The 19959-nt window shown below is 64.7% G+C and carries 21 protein-coding genes and 1 tRNA gene; 5 read left to right on the top strand and 17 right to left on the bottom strand.

The annotated features are described in order from the left end of the window. Positions 1-4: 4 nt before the first annotated feature. From K6301_RS05110 to K6301_RS05100, 3 genes are read left to right on the top strand one after another with little or no spacing between them, the layout of a single operon-like run. Positions 5-1561 carry an undecaprenyl-phosphate glucose phosphotransferase gene (locus K6301_RS05110; RefSeq protein ID WP_247219671.1) on the top strand — a complete coding sequence of 519 codons (1557 nt, stop codon included), beginning with the start codon at positions 5-7 and terminating at the stop codon, positions 1559-1561. Then, the gene (locus K6301_RS05105; protein ID WP_247219669.1) at positions 1558-2802 is read left to right on the top strand and encodes an O-antigen ligase family protein; all 1245 of its coding nucleotides are present in this window, start codon (positions 1558-1560) and stop codon (positions 2800-2802) included. Before K6301_RS05110 ends, K6301_RS05105 begins: the two co-directional genes overlap by 4 nt. Continuing rightward, complete coding sequence (locus K6301_RS05100; RefSeq protein WP_247219668.1) at positions 2802-3956, top strand: glycosyltransferase family 4 protein; 1155 nt, start codon at positions 2802-2804, stop codon at positions 3954-3956. Before K6301_RS05105 ends, K6301_RS05100 begins: the two co-directional genes overlap by 1 nt. A gap of 64 nt (positions 3957-4020) precedes the next feature. Here K6301_RS05100 and K6301_RS05095 read toward each other — a convergent pair whose 3' ends face one another. Continuing rightward, positions 4021-4272: a GlsB/YeaQ/YmgE family stress response membrane protein gene (locus K6301_RS05095; RefSeq protein WP_247219666.1), complete on the bottom strand. Its 252-nt coding sequence runs from the start codon at positions 4270-4272 to the stop codon at positions 4021-4023. Positions 4273-4380: 108 nt separating this feature from the next. After that, positions 4381-4457, bottom strand: a tRNA-Pro gene (locus K6301_RS05090). Between the two features lie 489 nt (positions 4458-4946). Between K6301_RS05090 and K6301_RS05085 the strand changes: the two genes are divergently transcribed. Continuing rightward, on the top strand, positions 4947-5165 hold the full coding sequence (locus K6301_RS05085; RefSeq protein WP_247219664.1) for a dehydrogenase: 219 nt from the start codon (positions 4947-4949) through the stop codon (positions 5163-5165). Positions 5166-5232: 67 nt separating this feature from the next. Here the strand turns inward: K6301_RS05085 and K6301_RS05080 are convergent, their stop codons facing one another. From K6301_RS05080 to K6301_RS05055, 6 genes are all read right to left on the bottom strand, one after another. Continuing rightward, on the bottom strand, positions 5233-5763 hold the full coding sequence (locus K6301_RS05080) for a MerR family transcriptional regulator (protein ID WP_134649898.1): 531 nt from the start codon (positions 5761-5763) through the stop codon (positions 5233-5235). Between the two features lie 130 nt (positions 5764-5893). Further along, entirely contained in the window at positions 5894-6232 is a 339-nt protein-coding gene (locus tag K6301_RS05075; protein WP_064329714.1) for an integration host factor subunit alpha, read from the bottom strand. Between the two features lie 98 nt (positions 6233-6330). Continuing rightward, positions 6331-7302, bottom strand: a complete 972-nt coding sequence (locus K6301_RS05070; protein WP_247219662.1) for a beta-ketoacyl-ACP synthase III — start codon at positions 7300-7302, stop codon at positions 6331-6333. After that, complete coding sequence (gene plsX / locus K6301_RS05065) at positions 7299-8360, bottom strand: phosphate acyltransferase PlsX (RefSeq protein WP_247219660.1); 1062 nt, start codon at positions 8358-8360, stop codon at positions 7299-7301. Before plsX ends, K6301_RS05070 begins: the two co-directional genes overlap by 4 nt. Positions 8361-8475: 115 nt before the next feature. After that, positions 8476-9030, bottom strand: a complete 555-nt coding sequence (locus K6301_RS05060) for a YceD family protein (RefSeq protein WP_247219659.1) — start codon at positions 9028-9030, stop codon at positions 8476-8478. Between the two features lie 16 nt (positions 9031-9046). Beyond that, positions 9047-9658: a ubiquinol-cytochrome C chaperone family protein gene (locus tag K6301_RS05055; protein WP_247219658.1), complete on the bottom strand. Its 612-nt coding sequence runs from the start codon at positions 9656-9658 to the stop codon at positions 9047-9049. 95 nt (positions 9659-9753) lie between these two features. Here K6301_RS05055 and K6301_RS05050 point away from each other — a divergent pair, with 95 nt between their 5' ends. Beyond that, entirely contained in the window at positions 9754-10230 is a 477-nt protein-coding gene (locus tag K6301_RS05050) for an outer membrane protein assembly factor BamE (RefSeq protein WP_247219657.1), read from the top strand. A 71-nt stretch (positions 10231-10301) separates the two neighbouring features. On the opposite strand, the gene K6301_RS05045 is transcribed toward K6301_RS05050, so the two are convergent. The 9 genes from K6301_RS05045 to glyA all read right to left on the bottom strand — a co-directional run bounded on the left by K6301_RS05045 (position 10302) and on the right by glyA (position 19793). After that, positions 10302-12440, bottom strand: a complete 2139-nt coding sequence (locus K6301_RS05045) for a sodium-translocating pyrophosphatase (RefSeq protein ID WP_247219656.1) — start codon at positions 12438-12440, stop codon at positions 10302-10304. Between the two features lie 189 nt (positions 12441-12629). Beyond that, positions 12630-13856 (bottom strand): MFS transporter, encoded by a 1227-nt coding sequence (locus tag K6301_RS05040; RefSeq protein WP_247219655.1) that lies wholly within the window; start codon positions 13854-13856, stop codon positions 12630-12632. Between the two features lie 14 nt (positions 13857-13870). Continuing rightward, complete coding sequence (gene nusB / locus K6301_RS05035) at positions 13871-14353, bottom strand: transcription antitermination factor NusB (RefSeq protein WP_247219654.1); 483 nt, start codon at positions 14351-14353, stop codon at positions 13871-13873. Then, positions 14350-14811, bottom strand: a complete 462-nt coding sequence (gene ribH / locus K6301_RS05030; protein WP_134649890.1) for a 6,7-dimethyl-8-ribityllumazine synthase — start codon at positions 14809-14811, stop codon at positions 14350-14352. Before ribH ends, nusB begins: the two co-directional genes overlap by 4 nt. A gap of 154 nt (positions 14812-14965) precedes the next feature. Then, positions 14966-16102 (bottom strand): GGDEF domain-containing protein, encoded by a 1137-nt coding sequence (locus K6301_RS05025; protein WP_247219653.1) that lies wholly within the window; start codon positions 16100-16102, stop codon positions 14966-14968. Positions 16103-16234: 132 nt separating this feature from the next. After that, positions 16235-16849 carry a riboflavin synthase gene (locus K6301_RS05020; RefSeq protein ID WP_134649888.1) on the bottom strand — a complete coding sequence of 205 codons (615 nt, stop codon included), beginning with the start codon at positions 16847-16849 and terminating at the stop codon, positions 16235-16237. Continuing rightward, the gene (ribD, locus tag K6301_RS05015; protein ID WP_247219652.1) at positions 16849-17949 is read right to left on the bottom strand and encodes a bifunctional diaminohydroxyphosphoribosylaminopyrimidine deaminase/5-amino-6-(5-phosphoribosylamino)uracil reductase RibD; all 1101 of its coding nucleotides are present in this window, start codon (positions 17947-17949) and stop codon (positions 16849-16851) included. Before ribD ends, K6301_RS05020 begins: the two co-directional genes overlap by 1 nt. Further along, a complete protein-coding gene (gene nrdR, locus K6301_RS05010) occupies positions 17950-18429 on the bottom strand; it encodes a transcriptional regulator NrdR (protein ID WP_134649886.1) in 480 nt (159 codons plus the stop codon). Between the two features lie 65 nt (positions 18430-18494). Beyond that, positions 18495-19793, bottom strand: a complete 1299-nt coding sequence (gene glyA, locus K6301_RS05005) for a serine hydroxymethyltransferase (protein WP_247219651.1) — start codon at positions 19791-19793, stop codon at positions 18495-18497. Positions 19794-19959 lie beyond the last annotated feature (166 nt).

Raw genomic sequence — 19959 nt, 5'->3', positions numbered from 1 at the left:
AGCCATGAACCAGATCCAGCCGCCCGACTCCTTCGACCCGGATAGCCTGCGCCGCAAGGTGTCGGAAATCCGTACGCTTTCGCAGGAGACGAAGTCAGGCGACGAGGAAACGGTCGAGCTCAATCCGCTCGCGCGCAAGATCGCACAGCAATTCCGCATCGACACCTTCTCCCCGTCCATGATCACGGGCCTGCTTCGGCTTTGCGAATTCGCGATGCTGCTGGTCATCGGCTACGCCATCCACGCCTTCTATGTCGGCATGGGACTGACGGGATTCTATGCGATGGTGCTGTTCGGCGGCGCTGCGGTCGGCGTGCTGACCCTCCAGCTTGCCGATAGCTATCAGGTCCCGTCGCTTCGCTCGCCGCTGCGCATGATGCCGCGCATCCTGGCCGCATGGGCCGCCGCCTTCGCCATCATGGCGCTGATGGTGTTCTTCTTCAAATCCGGGCAGCATTATTCGCGTATCTGGTTCGTGTCCTGGTTCGCCGTGGGCGCGGTCTATCTCGTCGTCGAGCGGCATATCATCGCCTATGCGATCCGCCGCTGGGCGCGCAACGGCACCATGGAGCGGCGTGCCGTCATCGTCGGCGGCGGCGAGCCGGCCAAGGAACTGATCCGCACGCTGGAACAGCAGCCGGAGAACGACATCCGCATCTGCGGCATCTTCGATGACCGCGACGAGCGCCGTTCGCCCTCCGTCATCGCGGGTTATCCCAAGCTCGGCAACGTCGCCGAACTCGTGGAATTCGCCCGTCTCGCGCGCATCGACATGCTGATCATCTCGCTGCCGCTCTCGGCGGAAGCGCGCATCCTGACGCTGCTCAAGAAGCTCTGGGTGCTGCCGGTCGATATTCGCCTTGCCGCGCATGCCAAGGGCCTGCGCTTTCGCCCACGCAGCTATTCGCAGGTCGGCAGCATGCCGATGCTCGACATCTTCGACAAGCCCATCGCCGATTGGGACAATGTCGCCAAGCGCATCTTCGACCTGTTCTTCAGCATTGTCGCGCTCGTCCTGCTCTGGCCGGTCATGCTGGGCGCGGCCATCGCCGTCAAGCTCTCCTCGCCGGGCCCGATCATCTTCAAGCAGAAGCGCCACGGATTCAACAACGAGATCATCGACGTCTACAAGTTCCGCTCGATGTACACGCATCTCTCCGACCCCTCGGCCCGCGCCGCCGTCACGAAGGGCGATCCGCGCGTCACCCCGATCGGCCGTTTTCTGCGCAAGTCCTCGATCGACGAACTGCCGCAGCTGTTCAACGTGCTGAAGGGCGAGCTTTCGCTGGTCGGCCCGCGCCCGCATGCCGTGCAGGCGCAGTCGCACGACCGCAAATATGTCGACGTGGTCGACGGCTACTTCGCCCGCCACCGCGTCAAGCCCGGCGTCACCGGCTGGGCGCAGATCAACGGCTGGCGCGGCGAGATCGACCATGACGACAAGATCCGCTTCCGCACGGAATTCGATCTTCACTATATCGAGAACTGGTCGCTCTGGCTGGACCTCAAGATCCTGTTCCTGACGCCGTTCCGGCTACTCAACACGGAAAACGCCTATTGAGCGACGCGGCCCTCCCCTATGCCCCGCCGTTCCGGCCGCAGCTTGCGGCCGTCGGCGTGTTCGGCTCGATGCTGGTCGCGGTCGGCGTCTTCCTGTCCGGCTTCGTCATGAGCGAGCCGGCGCCCTATGAGCTGTTCATGGCGGGGCTCATCGGCCTCTGGGCCATCGTGGGGCTGCGCATCTCGCGCGGCGTGGCGCCCCTGCTCGTCCTGCTCGTCACCTTCAATGTCGGCGGCATGCTGTCGCTGACCGTGATGGACGATCTGGCCGGCGGGCCGATGTATGTCGCCGTCTCGCTGTTCCTGGCGCTTTCCAGCGTCTTCTTCGCCGCCATCATAGAGGCGCGCCATTCGCGCTTGGAGCTCATCTTCAGGGCTTGGGTCGCCGGCGCGCTCATCACCTCCATCCTCGGCATCCTCGGCTATTTCCATGCCTTTCCCGGAGCGGAAGCCTTCACGCTCTACGACCGTGCCAAGGGCGCCTTCCAGGACCCGAACGTCTTCGGCCCCTATCTCGTCGCGCCGTCGCTCTACCTGATGTATGGCCTGCTTTCCGGCCGCATACTTGGCGCGCCGCTCAAGATCATCGGTGTGCTGATCCTGGCACTCGGCGTCTTCCTGTCGTTCTCGCGCGCCGCCTGGGCGCTCTACCTGTTCTCGGTGGTGGCGCTCGTCTTCATCATGCTGCTGAAGGAGCGCACCGGCGCTTTCCGGCTGAAGATCCTCATCCTCAGTATCTCGGCGGCCGGGCTCATGGTTATCGCGTTGCTCGTGGCGCTCCAGTTCGACAAGGTCGCGGACCTCTTTTCCAACCGCACCCAACTCGTACAGGATTACGACGGCGGGCATCTCGGCCGTTTCGACCGCCATCGCATCGGCTTCCTCATGTCCATGGAAAAGCCGCTCGGCATCGGCCCCATGGTGTTCAGCAAGATCTTTCCGGAAGACGAGCACAATATCTGGCTGAAGTCGCTGACGAGCTACGGCTGGCTCGGCTTCCTCTGCTATGTCTCCCTGATCGCCTGGACGCTCAGCGCCGGCTTCAAATACCTGCTGCGCAACCGGCCATGGCAGCCCTATCTGATGATCGCCCTCATCACCATCGTGGGCCACAGCGTGATCGGCTTCGTCATCGACACCGACCACTGGAGGCACTTCTACCTGCTGCTCGGCATCCTCTGGGGCTGTTTTGCGCTTGAGCGGCGCCATAACCTGCGCAGCGTCAAAGGCGCTGTGTCCTGATGAACGCAGCCCCGATCAGGAGCCCTCGGCCCCTGCGCCTCCTGCAAATCCTGGAACCCAGCGGCGGCGGCTCCGGCCGGCATTTCATCGACCTGTGCCGTGGCATGCAGACGCGCGGCCACAGCGTGCATGCCGTCTACTCCCCGGTCAGGGCGGAGGAGCGGTTCGTCGCCGAACTCACCGCGCTCGACCTCGCCGGCATCCATGTCGTACCGATGAAGCGCTCGCCGGGCCCGGCCGATTTCGGCGCCTGGCGTCAGTTGACCGGCGTCATGCGCCAGGCAGGCCCCTTCGACATTATTCACGGCCACAGCTCCAAGGCGGGCGCGCTCGCGCGTCTGCGCCTGCCGGGACGACATGTGCCGCGGGTCTACACGCCGCACGCCTTCCGCACCATGGATCCGGGCCTCGGCAAGACCGGTCGCCGGGTCTATGGCCTGATCGAGACGATGCTCGCGCGCCTGCTGACGGACCGGCTGATCTGCGTCTCGAAGGACGAGTACGCGCATGCCCGCGGCCTCGGCATACCGCGTGAGAAACTCACCATCGTCGTCAACGGCGTCGAGACACCGCCGGACGATACCCGCGCAGCCGTGCGCCGCGAACTCGGCATCCCCCCGGATGCGCTGCTCTACGGTTTCGTCGGCCGCCTCTGTCATCAGAAGGCGCCGGAGCGGCTCGTGGCTGCCTTTGATCTCCTTGCCGGTCACCTGTCGCGCGCGCATCTCCTGATGATCGGCACGGGCGAGGCGCAGGAGGCGACGCGCAGCCGGATCGAGGCCAGCAGGCATGCCGGGCGCATGCACCTCACGACGCGCTTCACCGGGCGCGACGCGATGGCGGCGATCGACGTGCTCGTCATGCCGAGCCGCTACGAGGCCATGTCCTATGTGATGCTGGAGGCCGCCGCCGCCGGCAAGCCGCTCGTCCTGACCGATGTCGGCGGCGCCTCGATGGTGTTGAAGGACAAGCACAACGGCCTTTTGATCGAAAACACCGACAATCCGGACCGTCTGGCGGACGCGATGCTGAACCTCGCCAGCCCGGAGAGCCTCGCCCGCTACACCGCAGCCGCCGTGGCCCGCAGCGCCGACTACGCCCTGGACCGCATGATCGACGAGACCGAAGCGATCTACCGCAGCCTCGTCGCCTGAGATTTGCCAACGAAAAAGGCCGCCTTTCCTCGCGGAAAGACGGCCTTGGGAAACGTGTTTTTCTCTATCGCCTGATAGCGCGCGCCACCGCAATGAGAATGCAGGCGCCGATGAAGCCCGCGATCAGATAACCGATCCAGCCGCCCAGCGAAACGCCGATAAGTCCGAGCAAAAGGTTCGCCACGGCCGCGCCGACGATGCCCAGGAGGATGTTCATGAGAACGCCCATGTCGCTCTTCATGAAGCGTTCCGCGAGCCAGCCCGCAATACCGCCGATGATGATGGCCGCAATCCAGCCGATACCTGCTTCTTCCATGTCCGTTGCCCTCTCGCTCGAATGACACCGGCGAAAGAGCCGGCGGCATGGTAACGCGAAGAACCGGCAAAAGTTCCGCTGAAACAGGATATGCGGGAGAAGGAGAATTGGTCGGAATGGCGGGATTCGAACCCACGACCCCTTGACCCCCAGTCAAGTGCGCTACCGGGCTGCGCTACATTCCGGACCGAGCAAACCCCTATAGTCTGGATGTTTTGGATGCAAGCCCAAAAATCGGCGTCCGGAACAAATGTGGATAAATGTCCCGTTGCCGGACGTCGCGGAGCGATACTCAGCTTGCGGCTTATCGTAAAAGGCACGCTCTCGGCTCCATGCCGCGCGATATGGGGGCACCGCATAGGCTTCATCGATCACGGTATCGGCTTTTCTTTCGTAAACCGTACCGGATTCAGCGCTTTCGACCTTTCCGGACATAAGACGAAAGTCGTAGAAGCATTCTGCCCGCCTTGATTTTTGCGGGCACTCCCCGCGTCACCGCGAGCCAAGCGTGACGCCTGCTTGCCCCGCCTTCGGCGGGGCTTTTTCCCCAAGTTGCGTCCGTCCGCCCACCGCCTCTTGACTCCCTAGGCAACCGGAACATAATAAGAACATTCATGGCCAAGGCGTCTGCTTTCAGACCCTTGGACGCTCTGATCCATTCCCGGGAGAATCACATGCAGCCGCTTTGCGAGCCTGTAACCGACGCGGCGACTCTTGATGCGGCAGGCGACCCCGTGGATACCGCCCTCGCCTGGCATGGCGGCGATGCGCGGGCGACCATCGAGACCCTGCTCGCCGACTGCGCACATCTGCAACGCCAGCTCGACCTGATGCGTGCTGCGATGGGGCGCGGCTTCACGCGAGGCTGGGAGCCTTCCGTGCGACGGGACTAGAGGCGAGCGCGGCCGATGAGCCGTGCGGAAGAACACGGCGGCGTTTACAGCAGCGCATACGAGTGCCTTAACGCACCTGGTCCAACAGGCGCTTGCACTCCAGCAGGTCGTAGAGCGCCTCCTGCAACAGGGCGCGGTCTTCCTTGCCGACGCTGGTCTTGCCGAGGGAGATTTCCGGCGTTTCGTCTCCGCCGCCGACAAAGGAGAAGAAGCGGCGGCTGGACGGCGCCTTGGCGCGGCCGACGATCTGGTCCTCGTCGCTGCCGGCCTTCGGCGGTGACGGCTCCTCGTGGCTGGCGGCCGCCAGTGCTTCGACCGTAGCCAAGTCCCCGCTGGCGATGGCCGCGACGAACTTGTTGCCGTTAAGCTTCAGGAGCTTCTGCACGCCCTTGATCGTATAGCCGTGATCGTAGAGCAGGTGGCGGATGCCCTTGAGCAGGTCGACATCCTCGGGGCGGTAGTAGCGCCGTCCGCCGCCGCGCTTCATCGGCTTGATCTGCGTGAACCGCGTCTCCCAGAAGCGCAGGACATGCTGCGGCAGGTCGAGATCGTCGGCGACCTCGCTGATGGTGCGGAAAGCGTCCGGACTCTTGTCCATACTGGCCTCGATGAAAGGTTACGGCGGCAGCATACACGATATGCAGCCGAATCGTATTCATTTCAGCGAGTTGCCGGGCGATATTCAAGTTTCAAATTGCCGGCGGCGGGGCTATCACCCCGAAAAGCGCTTAAGATGCGGGCGAAGCCGGCTTCTGTTTCGCCTTGCGCGCGAGATGGGCTTTCAGGACACGCTGCTTGAGCACGTTCGAGGCCTTGAAGGTCATGACGCGGCGCGGCGAGATCGGCACTTCCTCGCCGGTCTTAGGATTGCGGCCGATGCGCTCGTTCTTGTCGCGCACCTGAAAGGTGGCGAAGGAGGAGAGCTTGACGCTCTCGCCCCGCACGATGGCGTTGCAGATCTCATCGATCACGGTTTCGACGAGCTCTGCGGATTCAGTCCTCGAAAGGCCGACTTTCCGGAAAACCGATTCGGCCAAATCTGCGCGTGTCACCGTCTTGCCGCTCATCGTTCCTCACCGATTTCCTATTGAAAGCGTATGGTTAGTCGCGGAAGACTATTGTCCTTGCAAGCCCGGGTCAAGCCGCACCTGTGGTGGGCGCCATCCTACCAACGTAGCAGCACCGCGCCCCAGGTGAAACCGCCGCCCATGGCTTCCAGCAGAACCACGTCTCCCTGCTTGATGCGTCCGTCCTCTGCGGCTGCGGCCAGCGCGAGCGGGATGGAGGCCGCCGACGTGTTGCCGTGCAGGTCGACGGTGATCACGACCTTTTCCTCGGGAATGCCGAGTTTCTTGGCGGAACCATCGATGATGCGCTTGTTGGCCTGGTGCGGCACCAGCCAGTCGACGTCGTCGGCCGTGAAGCCGGTCGCGTCGAAGGCCGAGACGATCACGTCGGTGATCATGCCGACCGCATGCTTGAAGACCTCGCGGCCCTCCATGCGCAGGTGTCCCACCGTGCCGGTGGTCGAGGGGCCGCCGTCGACATAGAGCTTGTCGCGATGCGCGCCGTCGGAGCGCAACTGCGCCGTCAGCACGCCGCGGTCGGCGGTGGTGCCCGCCCCTTCCTGCGCCTCGAGCACGATGGCGCCCGCGCCGTCGCCGAACAGCACGCAGGTCGTGCGGTCGGTCCAGTCGAGGATGCGCGAGAAGGTTTCCGCGCCGATGACGAGGACGCGCCTGGCCAGGCCGCCGCGAATATAGGCGTCGGCCGTCGTCACGGCATAGACGAAGCCCGAACACACGGCCTGCACGTCGAAGGCGAAGCCATGGTGCATGCCCAGGCGGTTCTGGATGTTGACGGCGGTCGCCGGAAAGGTGTTGTCGGGCGTGGAGGTCGCCACGATGATCACGTCGATATCGGCGGCGGTGAGGCCGGCCTTATCGAGGGCCGCGCGCCCGGCCACTTCGCCGAGCGAGGCGGTCGTCTCGCCCTCACCGGCAATGTAGCGCTGGCGGATGCCGGTGCGCTGCACGATCCACTCGTCGGACGTGTCGACCGTCTTTTCCAGCTCGGCATTGGTGACCACCCGTTTGGGAAGCGCCGTTCCGAAACCACGGACAACTGAACGGATCATTTCGATACCTCATCGCTCACGCTCTGGGCGCCCTCGACGGGGCGGCCGGCGTGATATTTCTGCAAATCTCTTTCGATCTTGTCTTTCAGGCCGTTGCGGACCATGTCGTAGCCGACATCCACCGCGGCTGCGAAACCCTCGGCATCCGTGCCGCCATGGCTCTTGATGACGATGCCGTTCAGGCCGAGGAACACGCCGCCATTGACCTTGCGCGGATCCATCTTCTCCCGCACGCTGTCGAAGGCGCTCTTGGCGAGGATGTAGCCGAGCTTGGCAAGCCAGGTGCGCGACATGGCTGCGCGCAGATATTCCGCGATCTGGCGCGCGGTGCCTTCCGCCGCCTTCAGCGCGATATTGCCGGCAAAACCTTCCGTCACCACCACATCCACCGTGCCGCGACCGATATCGTCGCCTTCCACGAAGCCATAGTAGTCGATCGTGTCGAAATTGGCCTCGCGGATGAGCTGGCCGGCGGCCTTCACCTCTTCCTGGCCCTTGATCTCCTCGACGCCGACATTGAGCAGGCCGAGCGTCGGCTTGTCGATCTCGAAGAGCGCGCGCGCCATGGCGCCGCCCATCAGCGCGAAGTCGAAGAGCTGGTTGGCGTCCGCGCCGATCGTGGCGCCGATGTCGAGCACGATGCTCTCGCCCTTCAGCGTCGGCCAGATGCCGGCGATGGCGGGCCGTTCGATATTGGCCATCATGCGCAGGCAGAATTTCGACATCGCCATCAGCGCGCCGGTATTGCCGGCGGAAACGGCGACATCCGCCTCGCCCTTGGCCACCGCATCGATGGCCTGCCACATGGAGGCCTTGCCACGGCCGCGGCGCAGCGCCTGGCTCGGCTTCTCGTCCATGGCCACCGCGATGTCGCAGTGATGAAACGTGCTGGCGGCCTTCAGTTTCGGGTGTTGCGCCAGAAGAGGCTCGCATTCGGCGGCGTTGCCATAGAGCACGAAGCGGATTTCGGGATGGCGCTCGAGAGCCTTGGCTGCACCAGGGATGGCCACGGACGGGCCGAAATCGCCACCCATGACATCGACGGAAATTCTGACCACGCGTGTATTGCCTTAGTTTTGTTTCCAACGGCAGAAGAGCCGCCCCAGCGGAATTCGGCCAAAATACCGCTTTTCGCCGGGGGCACAACTGAATTATCGGACGCCCTTGAGGCGTTCAGTCTTTTTTCCAGTCCTTGAGAACAGCAAAAGGCGACGGTTTTCGGTCGTCCTTGTCGGTGCTCTCGATATGGCCTGCAAAGGCGATATCGGCCTTGCGCGGATAGGGATCGATGGCGAGCGCGACGTGCTCTGCGGCCACCACGCCGGCATCGATCGTGTCGCCGGTGAAGATTTCCGGCGCGTCCGGGCCTTCCGGATCGAGCAGCATTTCCCCGCCCTCGGCCGCGACCGGCATGCGCGCGAGCTTGGAGCCCTCCGGCACGAACACGACTTCGACAGGCTCGTCGATATGCGCTTCCACCGGGTCGAGCGTCACCACGCAGGCCTGCACGATGTCGGCGGTCACGCGGCCTTTCAGGCGGATGCCGTCGCGCTTCCAGCGCTTCACCTCGAAGGCCGCCGTCAGCGCCTTCACCTCCAGCACGGACCAGAGCCTGGCAAGGCCCGTCAGTTCCTCGGCATTCGCCGCGATCTTCACTTCCACCGGGTTGGCGGAGATATGCCCCACCTTGACCGGGTAGGAGAACGGCGTTTCGTCATTGTGCTTCATCGTCTTGCCTTTCGCCTCACACGGCCTGTGCGGGCGCGCGCGGTTCCAGAACCGTGAGCGCGCCGACCGCAATCGCATCCTCGCCAACGCCGGCCATCGCCGTTTCTGCGTCGAAGAGATAAGCGGCCAGGCCGTTCATGGAAGGGGCGCCCTCGCCGCCTTCCGGGTAGATGTTGCGCCGCAGCGCCGCCGCCAGCGCATCACGGTCGGCGGCATCGAACGCCGCCGCGTAAGACTCCAGCCGGCCGTAGAACATGCCGGCGAATTTCTTCATGCGCTTGGGCACGCCGGCATCGCCGACGCCGAGTTCGCGAATCGAATGATCGACGTCCTCGAAGAAGGCATCGACGATCTCCTGGGCGATTTCCTGACCCGATGTCGCGCTCGCGCGGGTGCGGCGGAAGTACAGGATCAATATCGCCGAGAGCATCTCGAAGCGGCCCATCACCGTGTCGGGAACATCAAGCGCTTCATAGAGATAGGGATGGCGCGCGGCCGTTGTAAGCGTCGCATATTGTTTTTCGACAATGCGCCGGTTGCCGTTTTTTTTGCCGAACAGGCCAAAAATCATCATAAAGCCTAGTTTTGCCTGATTCAAACCATGGTGCCGTCGCAAGTCATGTTGCATGACGGTCGAAGCTGGTTTACCGAAGCATGCATGAATTGCAATGGCTGCGCGGCCATCATCGTCCCGGGGATAGTGTTAAGAGAGATGCTGTGAATATGAAGCTGTTGCGTAGTGCCGCCGTTGCCGCCACCCTCTCCGCATCTGTTCTGGCAGGCTGCCAGGGCATGGGCATGGGCGAGGTAATGCACCAGGGCTACGTCATCGACCAGGAAACGCTTGCACTTGCCCCCGTCGGCTCGTCGCGCGAACAGGTCCTGCTGTCGCTCGGCTCGCCCTCCTCGACGGCGACCTTCGACAACGAAGTCTTCTACTACATATCCCAGAAGCGCACGCGCCCGATGGCTTTCATGAAGCCCAAAGTCGTGGAGCAGAGCGTTCTGGCCGTGTATTTCGACAAGGACGGCAATGTCGAGCGCCTCGCCCACTACACGCTGCAGGACGGCAAGGTCTTCGACATGATCAAGCGCGTCACGCCGACGGGCGGCGCCGAGACGACCTTCCTCGGCCAGCTGCTGCGCGGCGGTGCAAACCCCGGCGCGATGGTGAGAAGCATGCTGGGCGGCAACAACTAGGCGCGCACCGCGAAGACAAAAGGAAACCGCGGGGATCGCTCCCGCGGTTTTTCTTTGCGCGGATTTTGGGGTCAGGCCAGGACGGCCAGCAGCAGCAGCGCCACGATATTGGTGATCTTGATCGCCGGGTTGACCGCGGGGCCCGCCGTGTCCTTGTAGGGATCGCCGACGGTATCGCCGGTCACGGAGGCCTTGTGCGCTTCCGAGCCCTTCATGTGCCGGTTGCCGTCCTTGTCGACGAAACCGTCCTCGAAGCTCTTCTTCGCATTGTCCCAGGCGCCGCCGCCTGACGTCATCGAGATGGCGACGAACAGGCCGTTGACGATCACGCCGAGCAGCGAGGCACCGAGTGCGGCGAAGGCGTCAGCCTTAGTCGCCATCGGCATTGCGAGCACGCCGAAATAGACGACGAGCGGCGCCAGCACCGGCAGGAGCGACGGCACGATCATCTCGCGGATCGCCGCCTTGGTCAGCATGTCGACGGCGCGGCCATAGTCGGGCCGTTCCGTTCCCGCCATGATGCCCGGCTTTTCGCGGAATTGCCGGCGCACCTCCTCGACGATCGAGCCCGCCGCACGCCCCACCGCCGTCATCGCAATGCCGCCGAAGAGATAGGGGATGAGTCCGCCGAAGATCAGGCCTGCGACGACATAGGGGTTGGAGAGGTCGAAGGAGATCGTGCCGATATCCGCGAAATACGGATACTTGTCGCCATTGGCGGCGAAGTAGGCAAGGTCGTTCGAATAGGCCGCAAACAGCACCAGCGCGCCGAGACCAGCCGAACCGATCGCATAGCCCTTGGTCACGGCCTTCGTCGTGTTGCCGACGGCATCGAGCGCGTCGGTCGACTTGCGCACCTCCGGGTCGAGACCGGACATTTCCGCAATGCCGCCGGCATTGTCGGTGACCGGGCCGAAAGCGTCGAGCGCCACGATCATGCCGGCGATGCCCAGCATGCCGGTGACGGCGATGCCGGTGCCGAAGAGGCCGCCCAGCTGGTAGGTGGCGATGATGCCGCCGACGATGACGATGGCCGGCAGCGCCGTCGATTCCAGCGAGACCGCGAGGCCCTGGATGACGTTGGTGCCGTGGCCGGTCACCGATGCCTGGGCGATCGAGTTGACCGGGCGCTTGTTGGTGCCGGTATAGTATTCGGTGATGACGACGATCAGCGCCGTCACGATGAGGCCGAGAAGCCCGCAGATGAACAGGTTGGTGCCGGTGATCTCCTTGCCGGCCACCGTGCCGATCACGCCCCAGCCGACGGTCAGCGTCGTCGCGGCGGCAAGGCCGAGGATCGACAGCAGGCCGGTCACGACGAGGCCCTTGTAGAGGGCGCCCATGATCGAGCCGTTCGTGCCGAGCTTGACGAAGAACGAGCCGACGATCGAGGTGATGATGCACGCGCCGCAGATGGCGAGCGGATAGATCATCGCGGACGCCAGAACGGGCGTGCCGGCAAAGAAGATCGCCGCAAGCACCATGGTGGCGACGACCGTCACCGCATAGGTCTCGAAGAGGTCGGCCGCCATGCCGGCGCAGTCGCCGACATTGTCGCCCACATTGTCGGCGATGGTGGCGGGGTTGCGCGGGTCGTCTTCGGGAATGCCGGCTTCCACCTTGCCGACGAGGTCGCCGCCCACGTCGGCGCCCTTGGTGAAGATACCGCCGCCGAGACGGGCGAAGATGGAGATCAGCGAGGCGCCGAAGCCGAGCGCGACGAGCGAATCGATGACCTCGCGCGAGGCGGGCTCCTGCCCGAGGACGCCGGTGAGGACCCAGTAGTAGATCGACACGCCGAGAAGGGCGAGGCCGGCCACCAGCATGCCGGTGATCGCGCCCGACTTGAAGGCGATGTCGAGGCCGGAGGACAGGCTGACGGACGCGGCCTGCGCCGTGCGCACATTGGCGCGGACGGACACATGCATGCCGATGAAGCCGGCAACGCCCGACAGCACGGCGCCGATCAGGAATCCGATGGCAGCCGTTGCGGAAAGAAGCAGCCAGGTGCCGACGAAGACGACAACACCGACCAGGGCAATGGTCTTGTACTGCCGGGTGAGATAGGCCTGCGCCCCTTCCCGGATATAACCTGCAATTTCCTGCATGCGGGCATTCCCCTGGTCGGCGGCAAGCACCGACCGTGTCGCCCAGATGGCATAGACCACCGAGAGCAACCCGCATGCGATAACGCCAAGCAATATGGTCATTTCGCTCTTTCCTCCTTGGATGCCGCGGTCCTCTCCCGCAGCGCTATGCGTCCGCGCCCGGTTTGCCTCCTCACAAGCCGGGTGCCGGCGCGAGGCCAGAGTGCGTTTGCGAATCGGCCGCGTCAAGCCGCCGCATCTCGCCACACACGTCGAGGGAGCGGATTTTGCCGCCGCGGCCGATGCGGACCGTCAGGCCGCCTTGCGGCGGTTGCGCAAGAGGAGGATCAGGACGAGGAAGAGGCTGACGCCGGTGACGGGCCAGAACATCATGTTGATGGCCTGCCAGCCATAGGCGGTGAACACCTTGCCGGAGGAGAAGGAGGCGAGCGCCACCGTGCCGAACAGGATGATGTCGTGGAAGCCCTGCACCTTGTCGGCCTCGTGCGGCCGGTAGCTGGAGGCGACGATGGCCGTCGAGCCGATGAAGCCGAAGTTCCAGCCGACGCCGAGCAGGATGAGCGCCCCCCAGAAGTTCCACAGCTCGATGCCCATATGCGCGATGCCCGCGCAGGCCATGAGGATGACGAGGCCGGCAGCCACGACCGCCTCGCTGCCGAAGCGCTGGATCAGCATGCCGGTGACGAAGCTCGGCGCGAACATGGCCAGCACATGCCACTGGATGCCGAGCGTGGCGAGATCCGGCGAGAAGCCGCAGCCGATGACCATGGCAAGCGGTGCGCCGGTCATCATGAAGGTCATCAGCGCATAGGTGGAAATGCCGCAGATCATGCCCGTCAGGAAGCGCTGCGTGAGCACGATCTCGCCGAGCGGCCGGGCCGGCTCGCCGCTCGCCGCACCCGCCGCCTTGTGGTCGGGCAGGCGCAGGAAGAAGAACAGCAGGATGGCCGCGCCGCACAGCGGCACGAGCGCCACGAAGGCGCCCGCGAACATCACCGGCGCGAACAGGTCCCTGGTGAAGATCACCACCTGGGGGCCGAGCATCGCCGAGAGCACGCCGCCCGCCAGGATCCAGGAGATCGCGCGCGGCTTGTAGAAGGACGGCGAGGCATCGGCGGCGGCGAAACGGATCTTCTGGGCGAAACCGCTGGAAATGCCGACCAGCAGGAAGCCCAGGGCGAACAGCCAGAAATCGCTGCGGAACAGCGCGATGGCCGCGACCAGCCCGCCGCCGGCGCCCACCAGCGAACCGACCATGAAGCCATGCGCACGGCCGAGCAGGCGCGCGGCGATGGCGACCAGCACGGCGCCGAGCGCCACGCCGATGTTGAAGCCGGTAAGCGGCGCGGTCGCGAGCGACTTGTCCTGTCCCAGCAGATTGTAGCCGGCAAGGCCGCCGACCGAGAAGACGATCGGTCCGGCGGACGCAAGCAGCGCCTGCGCCAGCGTCAGCAGGAACACGTTGCGGCGCGCGGCCGAAAGCTCCCGTTCAAGACCTTCGACCGTATTCGCGCTCATGCCTGCCTACCGCTTTACTTGCGTTGTTCGACCCGGACCTGCTTGGCGATGCGGTCGAGGACGGCATTCACCAGCTTGGGTTCGTCTTCCTCGAAGAACGCCTTGGCGATCTCGACATATTCAGTGACGATGACCGCCACCGGCACATCCTTGCGCTCCTTGAGCTCGAACGTGCCGGCACGCAGGATGGCGCGCACGGTGGAATCGAGACGCGACAGCGCCCAGTCGTCCTGCAGGGCCGCGCCGATCATCGGATCGAGCTGGCGCTGGTCGCGCACGACGCCCGATACGATGGAACGGAACCAGCCGGCATCGGCCTTGAGGTAGGTGTCGCCGTCGATTTCCTGTCCGAGCCTGTGCGTCTCGTACTCGGCGACGATCTCAAGAACGCCGGCACCGCCGACATCCATCTGATAGAGCGCCTGCACGGCGGCAAGACGCGCGGCACCGCGCTGGTTGGCCGGCTTAACGGGGTGGGAATTGTTTTCGCTGGTCACTGTTCGCCGCCCAGTTTCTTCTTCAGCTCGATCATGGTGAGGGCCGCGCGTGCGGCAAAGCCGCCCTTGTCGCCTTCCGAACGGCGGGCGCGCGCCCAGGCCTGCTCGTCGTTTTCGACGGTCAGGATGCCGTTGCCGATCGGCAGGCTCTCGCTGACGGCGATGTCCATCAGCGCGCGGCAGGACTCGTTGGCGACGATATCGAAGTGATAGGTCTCGCCACGGATGACCATGCCGAGCGCGACGAAACCGTCATACCAGGTGCCGCCATTGTCCATGCCGTCGAGCGCCATGGCGACGGCGGCGGGAATTTCCAGCGCGCCCATGACGGTCACGACATCGAAGGTGGCGCCGGCGGCTTCCAGCGCGTGTTTCGCGCCGTCGAGCATCGCATCGGCCATGTCGTCATAGAAGCGCGCTTCGACGATCAGAAGATGAGGATTATCGGTGTTGGCCATGAATCACCTGAAAATGGAGCAGGCCCGGCATGGCGGGCAGAGGCGGCGGTCAAACCATGCCGAACGAAGCTTGGCAAGCAATTTCCGCCGCCTGCGGCGTTTTCGGCCCCGCGGACGGGCTTACGGGCCTGTCGCAGCCGGTTCAAGTCGGTCGTCAGGCGGCAAGCGACACGCGATTGCGGCCGTTGTGCTTGGAGGTGTAGAGCGCCTTGTCCGCATTGCTCAGCAGCGCGTCGAAGCTCAGACCAATGTCACTTCCGAAGGCGATGCCGGCGCTGACGGTGCAGTTGATCGAGCCCTTTCCGGTGGGGATGAGCCGGGCGGCGAAATCCGCCCGGATGCGTTCGGCGACGCGCGCCACGCGGTCCGGCACGGCGCGGTCCATCACCACGACGAATTCCTCGCCGCCGAGGCGGGCGATGCAGACGCCGGTTCCGCAGGCCTCCACAAGCACTTCGGCAAAGCACTTCAGCACCGCATCGCCGGCGGCATGGCCGTACTGATCGTTCGCGGCCTTGAAGTTGTCGAGGTCGAAGGCGATGGCCGCACGATGGGCGAAGACGGTCTCTTCGCCGTAGCGGTCGAAAAGCGCGCGGCGGTTGAGAAGGCCGGTCAGGGCATCGGTCATCGCCGTGCGCTGGTGTGCGCCGGCGATGCGCCACTGGTTCAGCGCCAGCGACATGGCACCGATCCCGGTTATGCCGAGGATCGCCGCGATCAGGTTGAGATTTTCGGCCCAGTTGTCCGGCGCATGGCCGATCGACCACTGGCGCTGCTCCAGAAGCACGCCGGCACAGAGCACGAAGGAGGTCGCCACCAGAACGTAGAGCGCGACGATACCGGTCAGCGGCAGCGGCGCTTCCGCACGGCCGAGCCAGTATTCCCACGCCGTCGCGACAAGCGTTGCCGCTATCACGAGGTTCAGCGCAATGAGCGCGACGCCGTCGAGGCCGAACGGGATCCACGGAATGCTGACGGCCGACGATGCCAGGAACACGGCGGCAATGCGCCAGCGCCCGCGCCGGCTGGTGCGGAAGCGGTAAGCCGCGCCGTAGATGAAGGCGAAACCGCCAAACTGGAGCACGAAGGCAAGGCAGGTGATGCCGATGCTGGCATTCTCGACATAGAGGCTATAGACGCCCACCGCCGCCACGATGATGCCGATGCCGATCGCCCATGACAACAGGAAACGCTCGACCCGGGCCGACAACCAGGACGCAAACAAGGTGGCGGAAAGGCAAAAGCCGGACAGCCCGATCGCAAGGAGCAGGGTGTTGTAGTCTGGCGTCATGCAGGGGCGGTCTCCAGCGGTCCAATGCGCCACCCTAAAGACGCAGAAGTATCCAGAGTCTTACGCCCCTTGTTAAATTTTGCCGGTGTCCCGTATCAATCCACACCGGCGCCGCCCGGCGTCACGCGCGAGTCACGGCTTGGCCGGAAACTCCGCCAAGCGCGCTGCATAGCGGGCCATGGTGTCGACCTCGAAATTGACGAAGTCCCCCGCCTTGCGTTCGCCCCAGGTCGTGACCTCCAGCGTGTGGCGGATGAGCAGCACGTCGAAGACCGCGCCGTCCACCGCGTTGACGGTCAGCGACGTGCCGTCGAGCGCGACCGATCCCTTCGGCGCGACGAAGCGCTCCAGCCCCTCGGGCGCGCGGATGCGGAAGCGGGTGGCATCGCCCTCGGCCTCGACGGACAGGATTTCGGCCTTGCCGTCGACATGGCCGGACACGATATGGCCGCCCAGTTCATCGCCGATCTTCAGCGAACGCTCGAGATTGATGCGGGTGCCGGTGGTCCAGCTGCCGATGGTGGTGAGGCGAAGGGCCTCTTCCCAGGCCTCCACCTCGAACCAGCGGGCATTCGACCCCTCTTCCGGCAGGGCGGTGACGGTGAGGCAAGTGCCGGAATGGGCGATGGACGCGCCCATGTCGATGGTCGCCGGATCGTAGGCGGTGCGCACGCGCAGGCGAACCCCCTCGTTCATCGGCTCGACCTTCTCCACCGTTCCAATATCCGTGACAATGCCGGTAAACATCAATCGTCTCTTTCGTATTCTTCCAGAAGGTCAGCGCCGTAACGGGCCGTATGGCGACGCGAGAAGCCCGCCGGCGCCCGCCCGGGCACACATGGGGATGCAACCCCGTCGCTGCCAAGGGGGGCAGCACCGCCAAACAGCAGGATGCGGTCGACAAGACCGGCATCGAGGAAGGACTGCGCCGTGCGCGCACCGCCCTCGACCAGCAGCGAGGATATCCCGCGCGTGGCCAGCGCCACAAGCAGGGTATCGAGCCTGCGCGGGTCGCATTCCACCACCTCGACGCCAAGGCTCTCCAGCGCGTCGCGCCGGGCGATGAAGGCCGGATCGGCCTCACCGTCGTTTTCGGCGACAAGCAGCACCGGCACGTCGCGCGTCGTGCGCGCCAGCTTCGACGTCACCGGCAGTTCCAGCCGCGGATCGAGCACGATGCGGACCGGCGAGCGGGCTTCCAGTCCCGGCAAGCGGCACGTCAGTTCGGGATCGTCGGCAAGGGCGGTGCCGATGCCGACAAGGATTGCGTCCGTTTCGGCGCGCAGCACATGCACCTGCCCGCGCGATACCGGCCCCGTGATCGCCACCTGCCCTGCCCCGAGCCGGCCGAGCATGCCGTCGCTCGAAACCGCAAGTTTCAGAGTCACATAGGGCCGCTTCTTCGTCTGCCGAGTGAGATAGGCGGCGAGTGCAGCGCGGCCGTCGGCCTCCAGCACGCCCGTCTCCACGGCGATGCCGGCCGCTTGCAGCATGGACAGTCCCCTGCCCGCCACGCGGATGTCGGGATCGGTGACGGATACGACGACGCGGGAGACGCCGGCGGCGATGAGCGCATCGGAACAGGGCGGCGTCTTGCCGTGATGGGAGCAGGGTTCGAGCGTGACATAGGCCGTTGCGCCACGCGCCGCCGCGCCGGCTTCGGCGAGCGCCTGCGTTTCGGCGTGCGGCCGTCCGCCGGGCGCGGTCACGGCGGAGCCGAGAACCACGCCATCCTTGACCATCAGGCAGGCGACGGAGGGATTGGTGGCGGTCAGGCCGAGATTGCGGCGGCTGAGGCGAAGTGCTGCCGCCATGAACCTGATGTCGTCGCGCGCGCCGCCGGACATCTAGCCATCGACGCCCGGATCACGGGCGATCTTAGCGGCGACCTCGGCGAGGATCTTCTCGAAGTCGTCGACATGGGAGAAGTCGCGATAGACGGAGGCGTAACGCACGAAGCCCACGTCATCGAGCGCCTTCAGCGCCTCCAGCACCTGGAGGCCGATTTCCTCCGAGGCGATTTCCGTCTCGCCGGAGCTTTCCAGCCGGCGCACGATGCCTGAGACGGCGCGCTCGATACGGTCGCGGTCGACGGGCCGCTTGCGCAGCGCGATCTCGAAGGATTTCAAAAGCTTGTCGCGGTCGAAGGGGGCCTTGCGGCCCGTCTTCTTGACCACCATGAGATCACGCAGCTGCACCCGCTCGAAGGTGGTGAACCGACCGCCGCAATCCGGGCAGATGCGCCGGCGGCGAATGGCGGCCCCGTCCTCTGCGGGACGGGAATCCTTCACCTGCGTATCTTCCGAACCGCAATAGGGGCAGCGCATGAATTCTCCTTGCTCTGCGCGGTTCCCGACGGAAACCGCGCAACCGTTGTCCTGGAAAGACCGGCTTACATGTAGGAATACATGGGGAAGCGTTCGGTCAGCTTGAGGACCTTGTCGCGCACGCCGGCTTCGACGGTCGCATTGCCTTCGTCCGAATTGGCGACCTTGAGGCCGTCGAGAACCTCGACGATCAGGTTGCCGATTTCCTTGAACTCGGCTTCCTTGAAGCCGCGGGTCGTGCCGGCCGGCGTGCCGAGACGCACACCCGAGGTGACGAAGGGCTTTTCGGGGTCGAACGGAATGCCGTTCTTGTTGCAGGTGACGTAAGCGCGGCCGAGTGCTGCTTCCGCACGCTTGCCGGTGGCGTTCTTCTTGCGCAGGTCGACCAGCATCAGGTGGTTGTCGGTGCCGCCGGAGACGATGTCGAGGCCGCCGGCCTTCAGCGTCTCGGCAAGCGCCTTGGCGTTCTTGACGATCTGTGCGGCGTATTCCTTGAACTCCGGCTGCAGCGCCTCACCGAAGGCCACGGCCTTGGCGGCGATGATGTGCATCAGCGGGCCGCCCTGGAGACCCGGGAAGACGGCCGAGTTGATCTTCTTGGCGATGTCCTCGTCGTTCGTCAGCACGACGCCGCCGCGCGGGCCGCGCAGCGACTTGTGCGTGGTCGTCGTGGCGACATGGCAATGCGGGAACGGCGACGGATGCTGGCCACCGGCGACGAGGCCGGCGATATGGGCCATGTCGACCATGAGATAGGCGCCGACTTCATCGGCGATCTCGCGGAAGCGCTTCCAGTCCCAGATGCGGGAATAGGCGGTGCCGCCGGCGATGATGAGCTTCGGCTTGTTCTTGCGGGCCTTCTCGGCGACGTCGTCCATGTCGAGCAGGTTGTCGCCTTCGCGCACGCCGTAGGACACGACGTTGAACCACTTGCCGGACATGTTGACCGGCGAACCGTGCGTCAGGTGTCCCCCCGAGTTCAGGTCGAGGCCCATGAAGGTATCGCCCGGCTGGAGCAGCGCGAGGAAGACGGCCTGGTTCATCTGCGAGCCGGAATTCGGCTGCACGTTGGCGAAGTTGACGCCGAACAGCTTCTTGGCGCGCTCGATGGCGAGTTCCTCGGCGATATCGACGAACTGGCAGCCGCCGTAGTAGCGCTTGCCCGGATAGCCCTCGGCATACTTGTTCGTCATGATCGAGCCCTGGGCTTCGAGCACGGCGCGCGACACGATGTTTTCGGAGGCGATCAGCTCGATTTCATGACGCTGGCGACCGAGTTCCTTCTGGATCGCGCCGAAAATATCCGGATCCGTGTCGGCAAGGTTACGCGTGAAGAAAACGTCGGTGGCAGAAGTCTGGCTCATCCTCGAGGCTCCTTAAGGGTGGTGGCACGGTGTTTATCGTCCTCGCATGGCAAGGGCAATATCCGCTCCACGGTTTGCGCCATTTCAACGCATCTTCTGCAATAAAAACGACAGAGCGCGAAGACCGGAAAAGCAAAAGCCCCGCGATCCCTTGGGATGCGGGGCT

Origin of the sequence: Shinella oryzae, from assembly GCF_023038235.1 — a bacterium.
Classification (GTDB): Bacteria; Pseudomonadota; Alphaproteobacteria; order Rhizobiales; family Rhizobiaceae; genus Shinella; species Shinella sumterensis.
This window is presented reverse-complemented; position numbering and strand designations above follow the sequence as displayed.

Coding starts and splice junctions, on each gene's coding strand:
- K6301_RS05020 (WP_134649888.1), bottom strand. CDS start 16,849: ATGTTTACCGGCATTGTCACGGATATTGGAACGGTGGAGAAGGTCGAG.
- nrdR (WP_134649886.1), bottom strand. CDS start 18,429: ATGCGCTGCCCCTATTGCGGTTCGGAAGATACGCAGGTGAAGGATTCC.
- K6301_RS05095 (WP_247219666.1), bottom strand. CDS start 4,272: ATGGAAGAAGCAGGTATCGGCTGGATTGCGGCCATCATCATCGGCGGT.
- K6301_RS05025 (WP_247219653.1), bottom strand. CDS start 16,102: ATGACGCCAGACTACAACACCCTGCTCCTTGCGATCGGGCTGTCCGGC.
- K6301_RS05070 (WP_247219662.1), bottom strand. CDS start 7,302: ATGATCCGTTCAGTTGTCCGTGGTTTCGGAACGGCGCTTCCCAAACGG.
- glyA (WP_247219651.1), bottom strand. CDS start 19,793: ATGAGCCAGACTTCTGCCACCGACGTTTTCTTCACGCGTAACCTTGCC.
- K6301_RS05050 (WP_247219657.1), top strand. CDS start 9,754: ATGAAGCTGTTGCGTAGTGCCGCCGTTGCCGCCACCCTCTCCGCATCT.
- ribD (WP_247219652.1), bottom strand. CDS start 17,949: ATGTCCGGCGGCGCGCGCGACGACATCAGGTTCATGGCGGCAGCACTT.
- K6301_RS05055 (WP_247219658.1), bottom strand. CDS start 9,658: ATGCAACATGACTTGCGACGGCACCATGGTTTGAATCAGGCAAAACTA.
- K6301_RS05110 (WP_247219671.1), top strand. CDS start 5: ATGAACCAGATCCAGCCGCCCGACTCCTTCGACCCGGATAGCCTGCGC.
- K6301_RS05080 (WP_134649898.1), bottom strand. CDS start 5,763: ATGGACAAGAGTCCGGACGCTTTCCGCACCATCAGCGAGGTCGCCGAC.
- K6301_RS05075 (WP_064329714.1), bottom strand. CDS start 6,232: ATGAGCGGCAAGACGGTGACACGCGCAGATTTGGCCGAATCGGTTTTC.
- K6301_RS05060 (WP_247219659.1), bottom strand. CDS start 9,030: ATGAAGCACAATGACGAAACGCCGTTCTCCTACCCGGTCAAGGTGGGG.
- K6301_RS05085 (WP_247219664.1), top strand. CDS start 4,947: ATGCAGCCGCTTTGCGAGCCTGTAACCGACGCGGCGACTCTTGATGCG.
- K6301_RS05045 (WP_247219656.1), bottom strand. CDS start 12,440: ATGACCATATTGCTTGGCGTTATCGCATGCGGGTTGCTCTCGGTGGTC.
- ribH (WP_134649890.1), bottom strand. CDS start 14,811: ATGGCCAACACCGATAATCCTCATCTTCTGATCGTCGAAGCGCGCTTC.
- K6301_RS05100 (WP_247219668.1), top strand. CDS start 2,802: ATGAACGCAGCCCCGATCAGGAGCCCTCGGCCCCTGCGCCTCCTGCAA.
- K6301_RS05040 (WP_247219655.1), bottom strand. CDS start 13,856: ATGAGCGCGAATACGGTCGAAGGTCTTGAACGGGAGCTTTCGGCCGCG.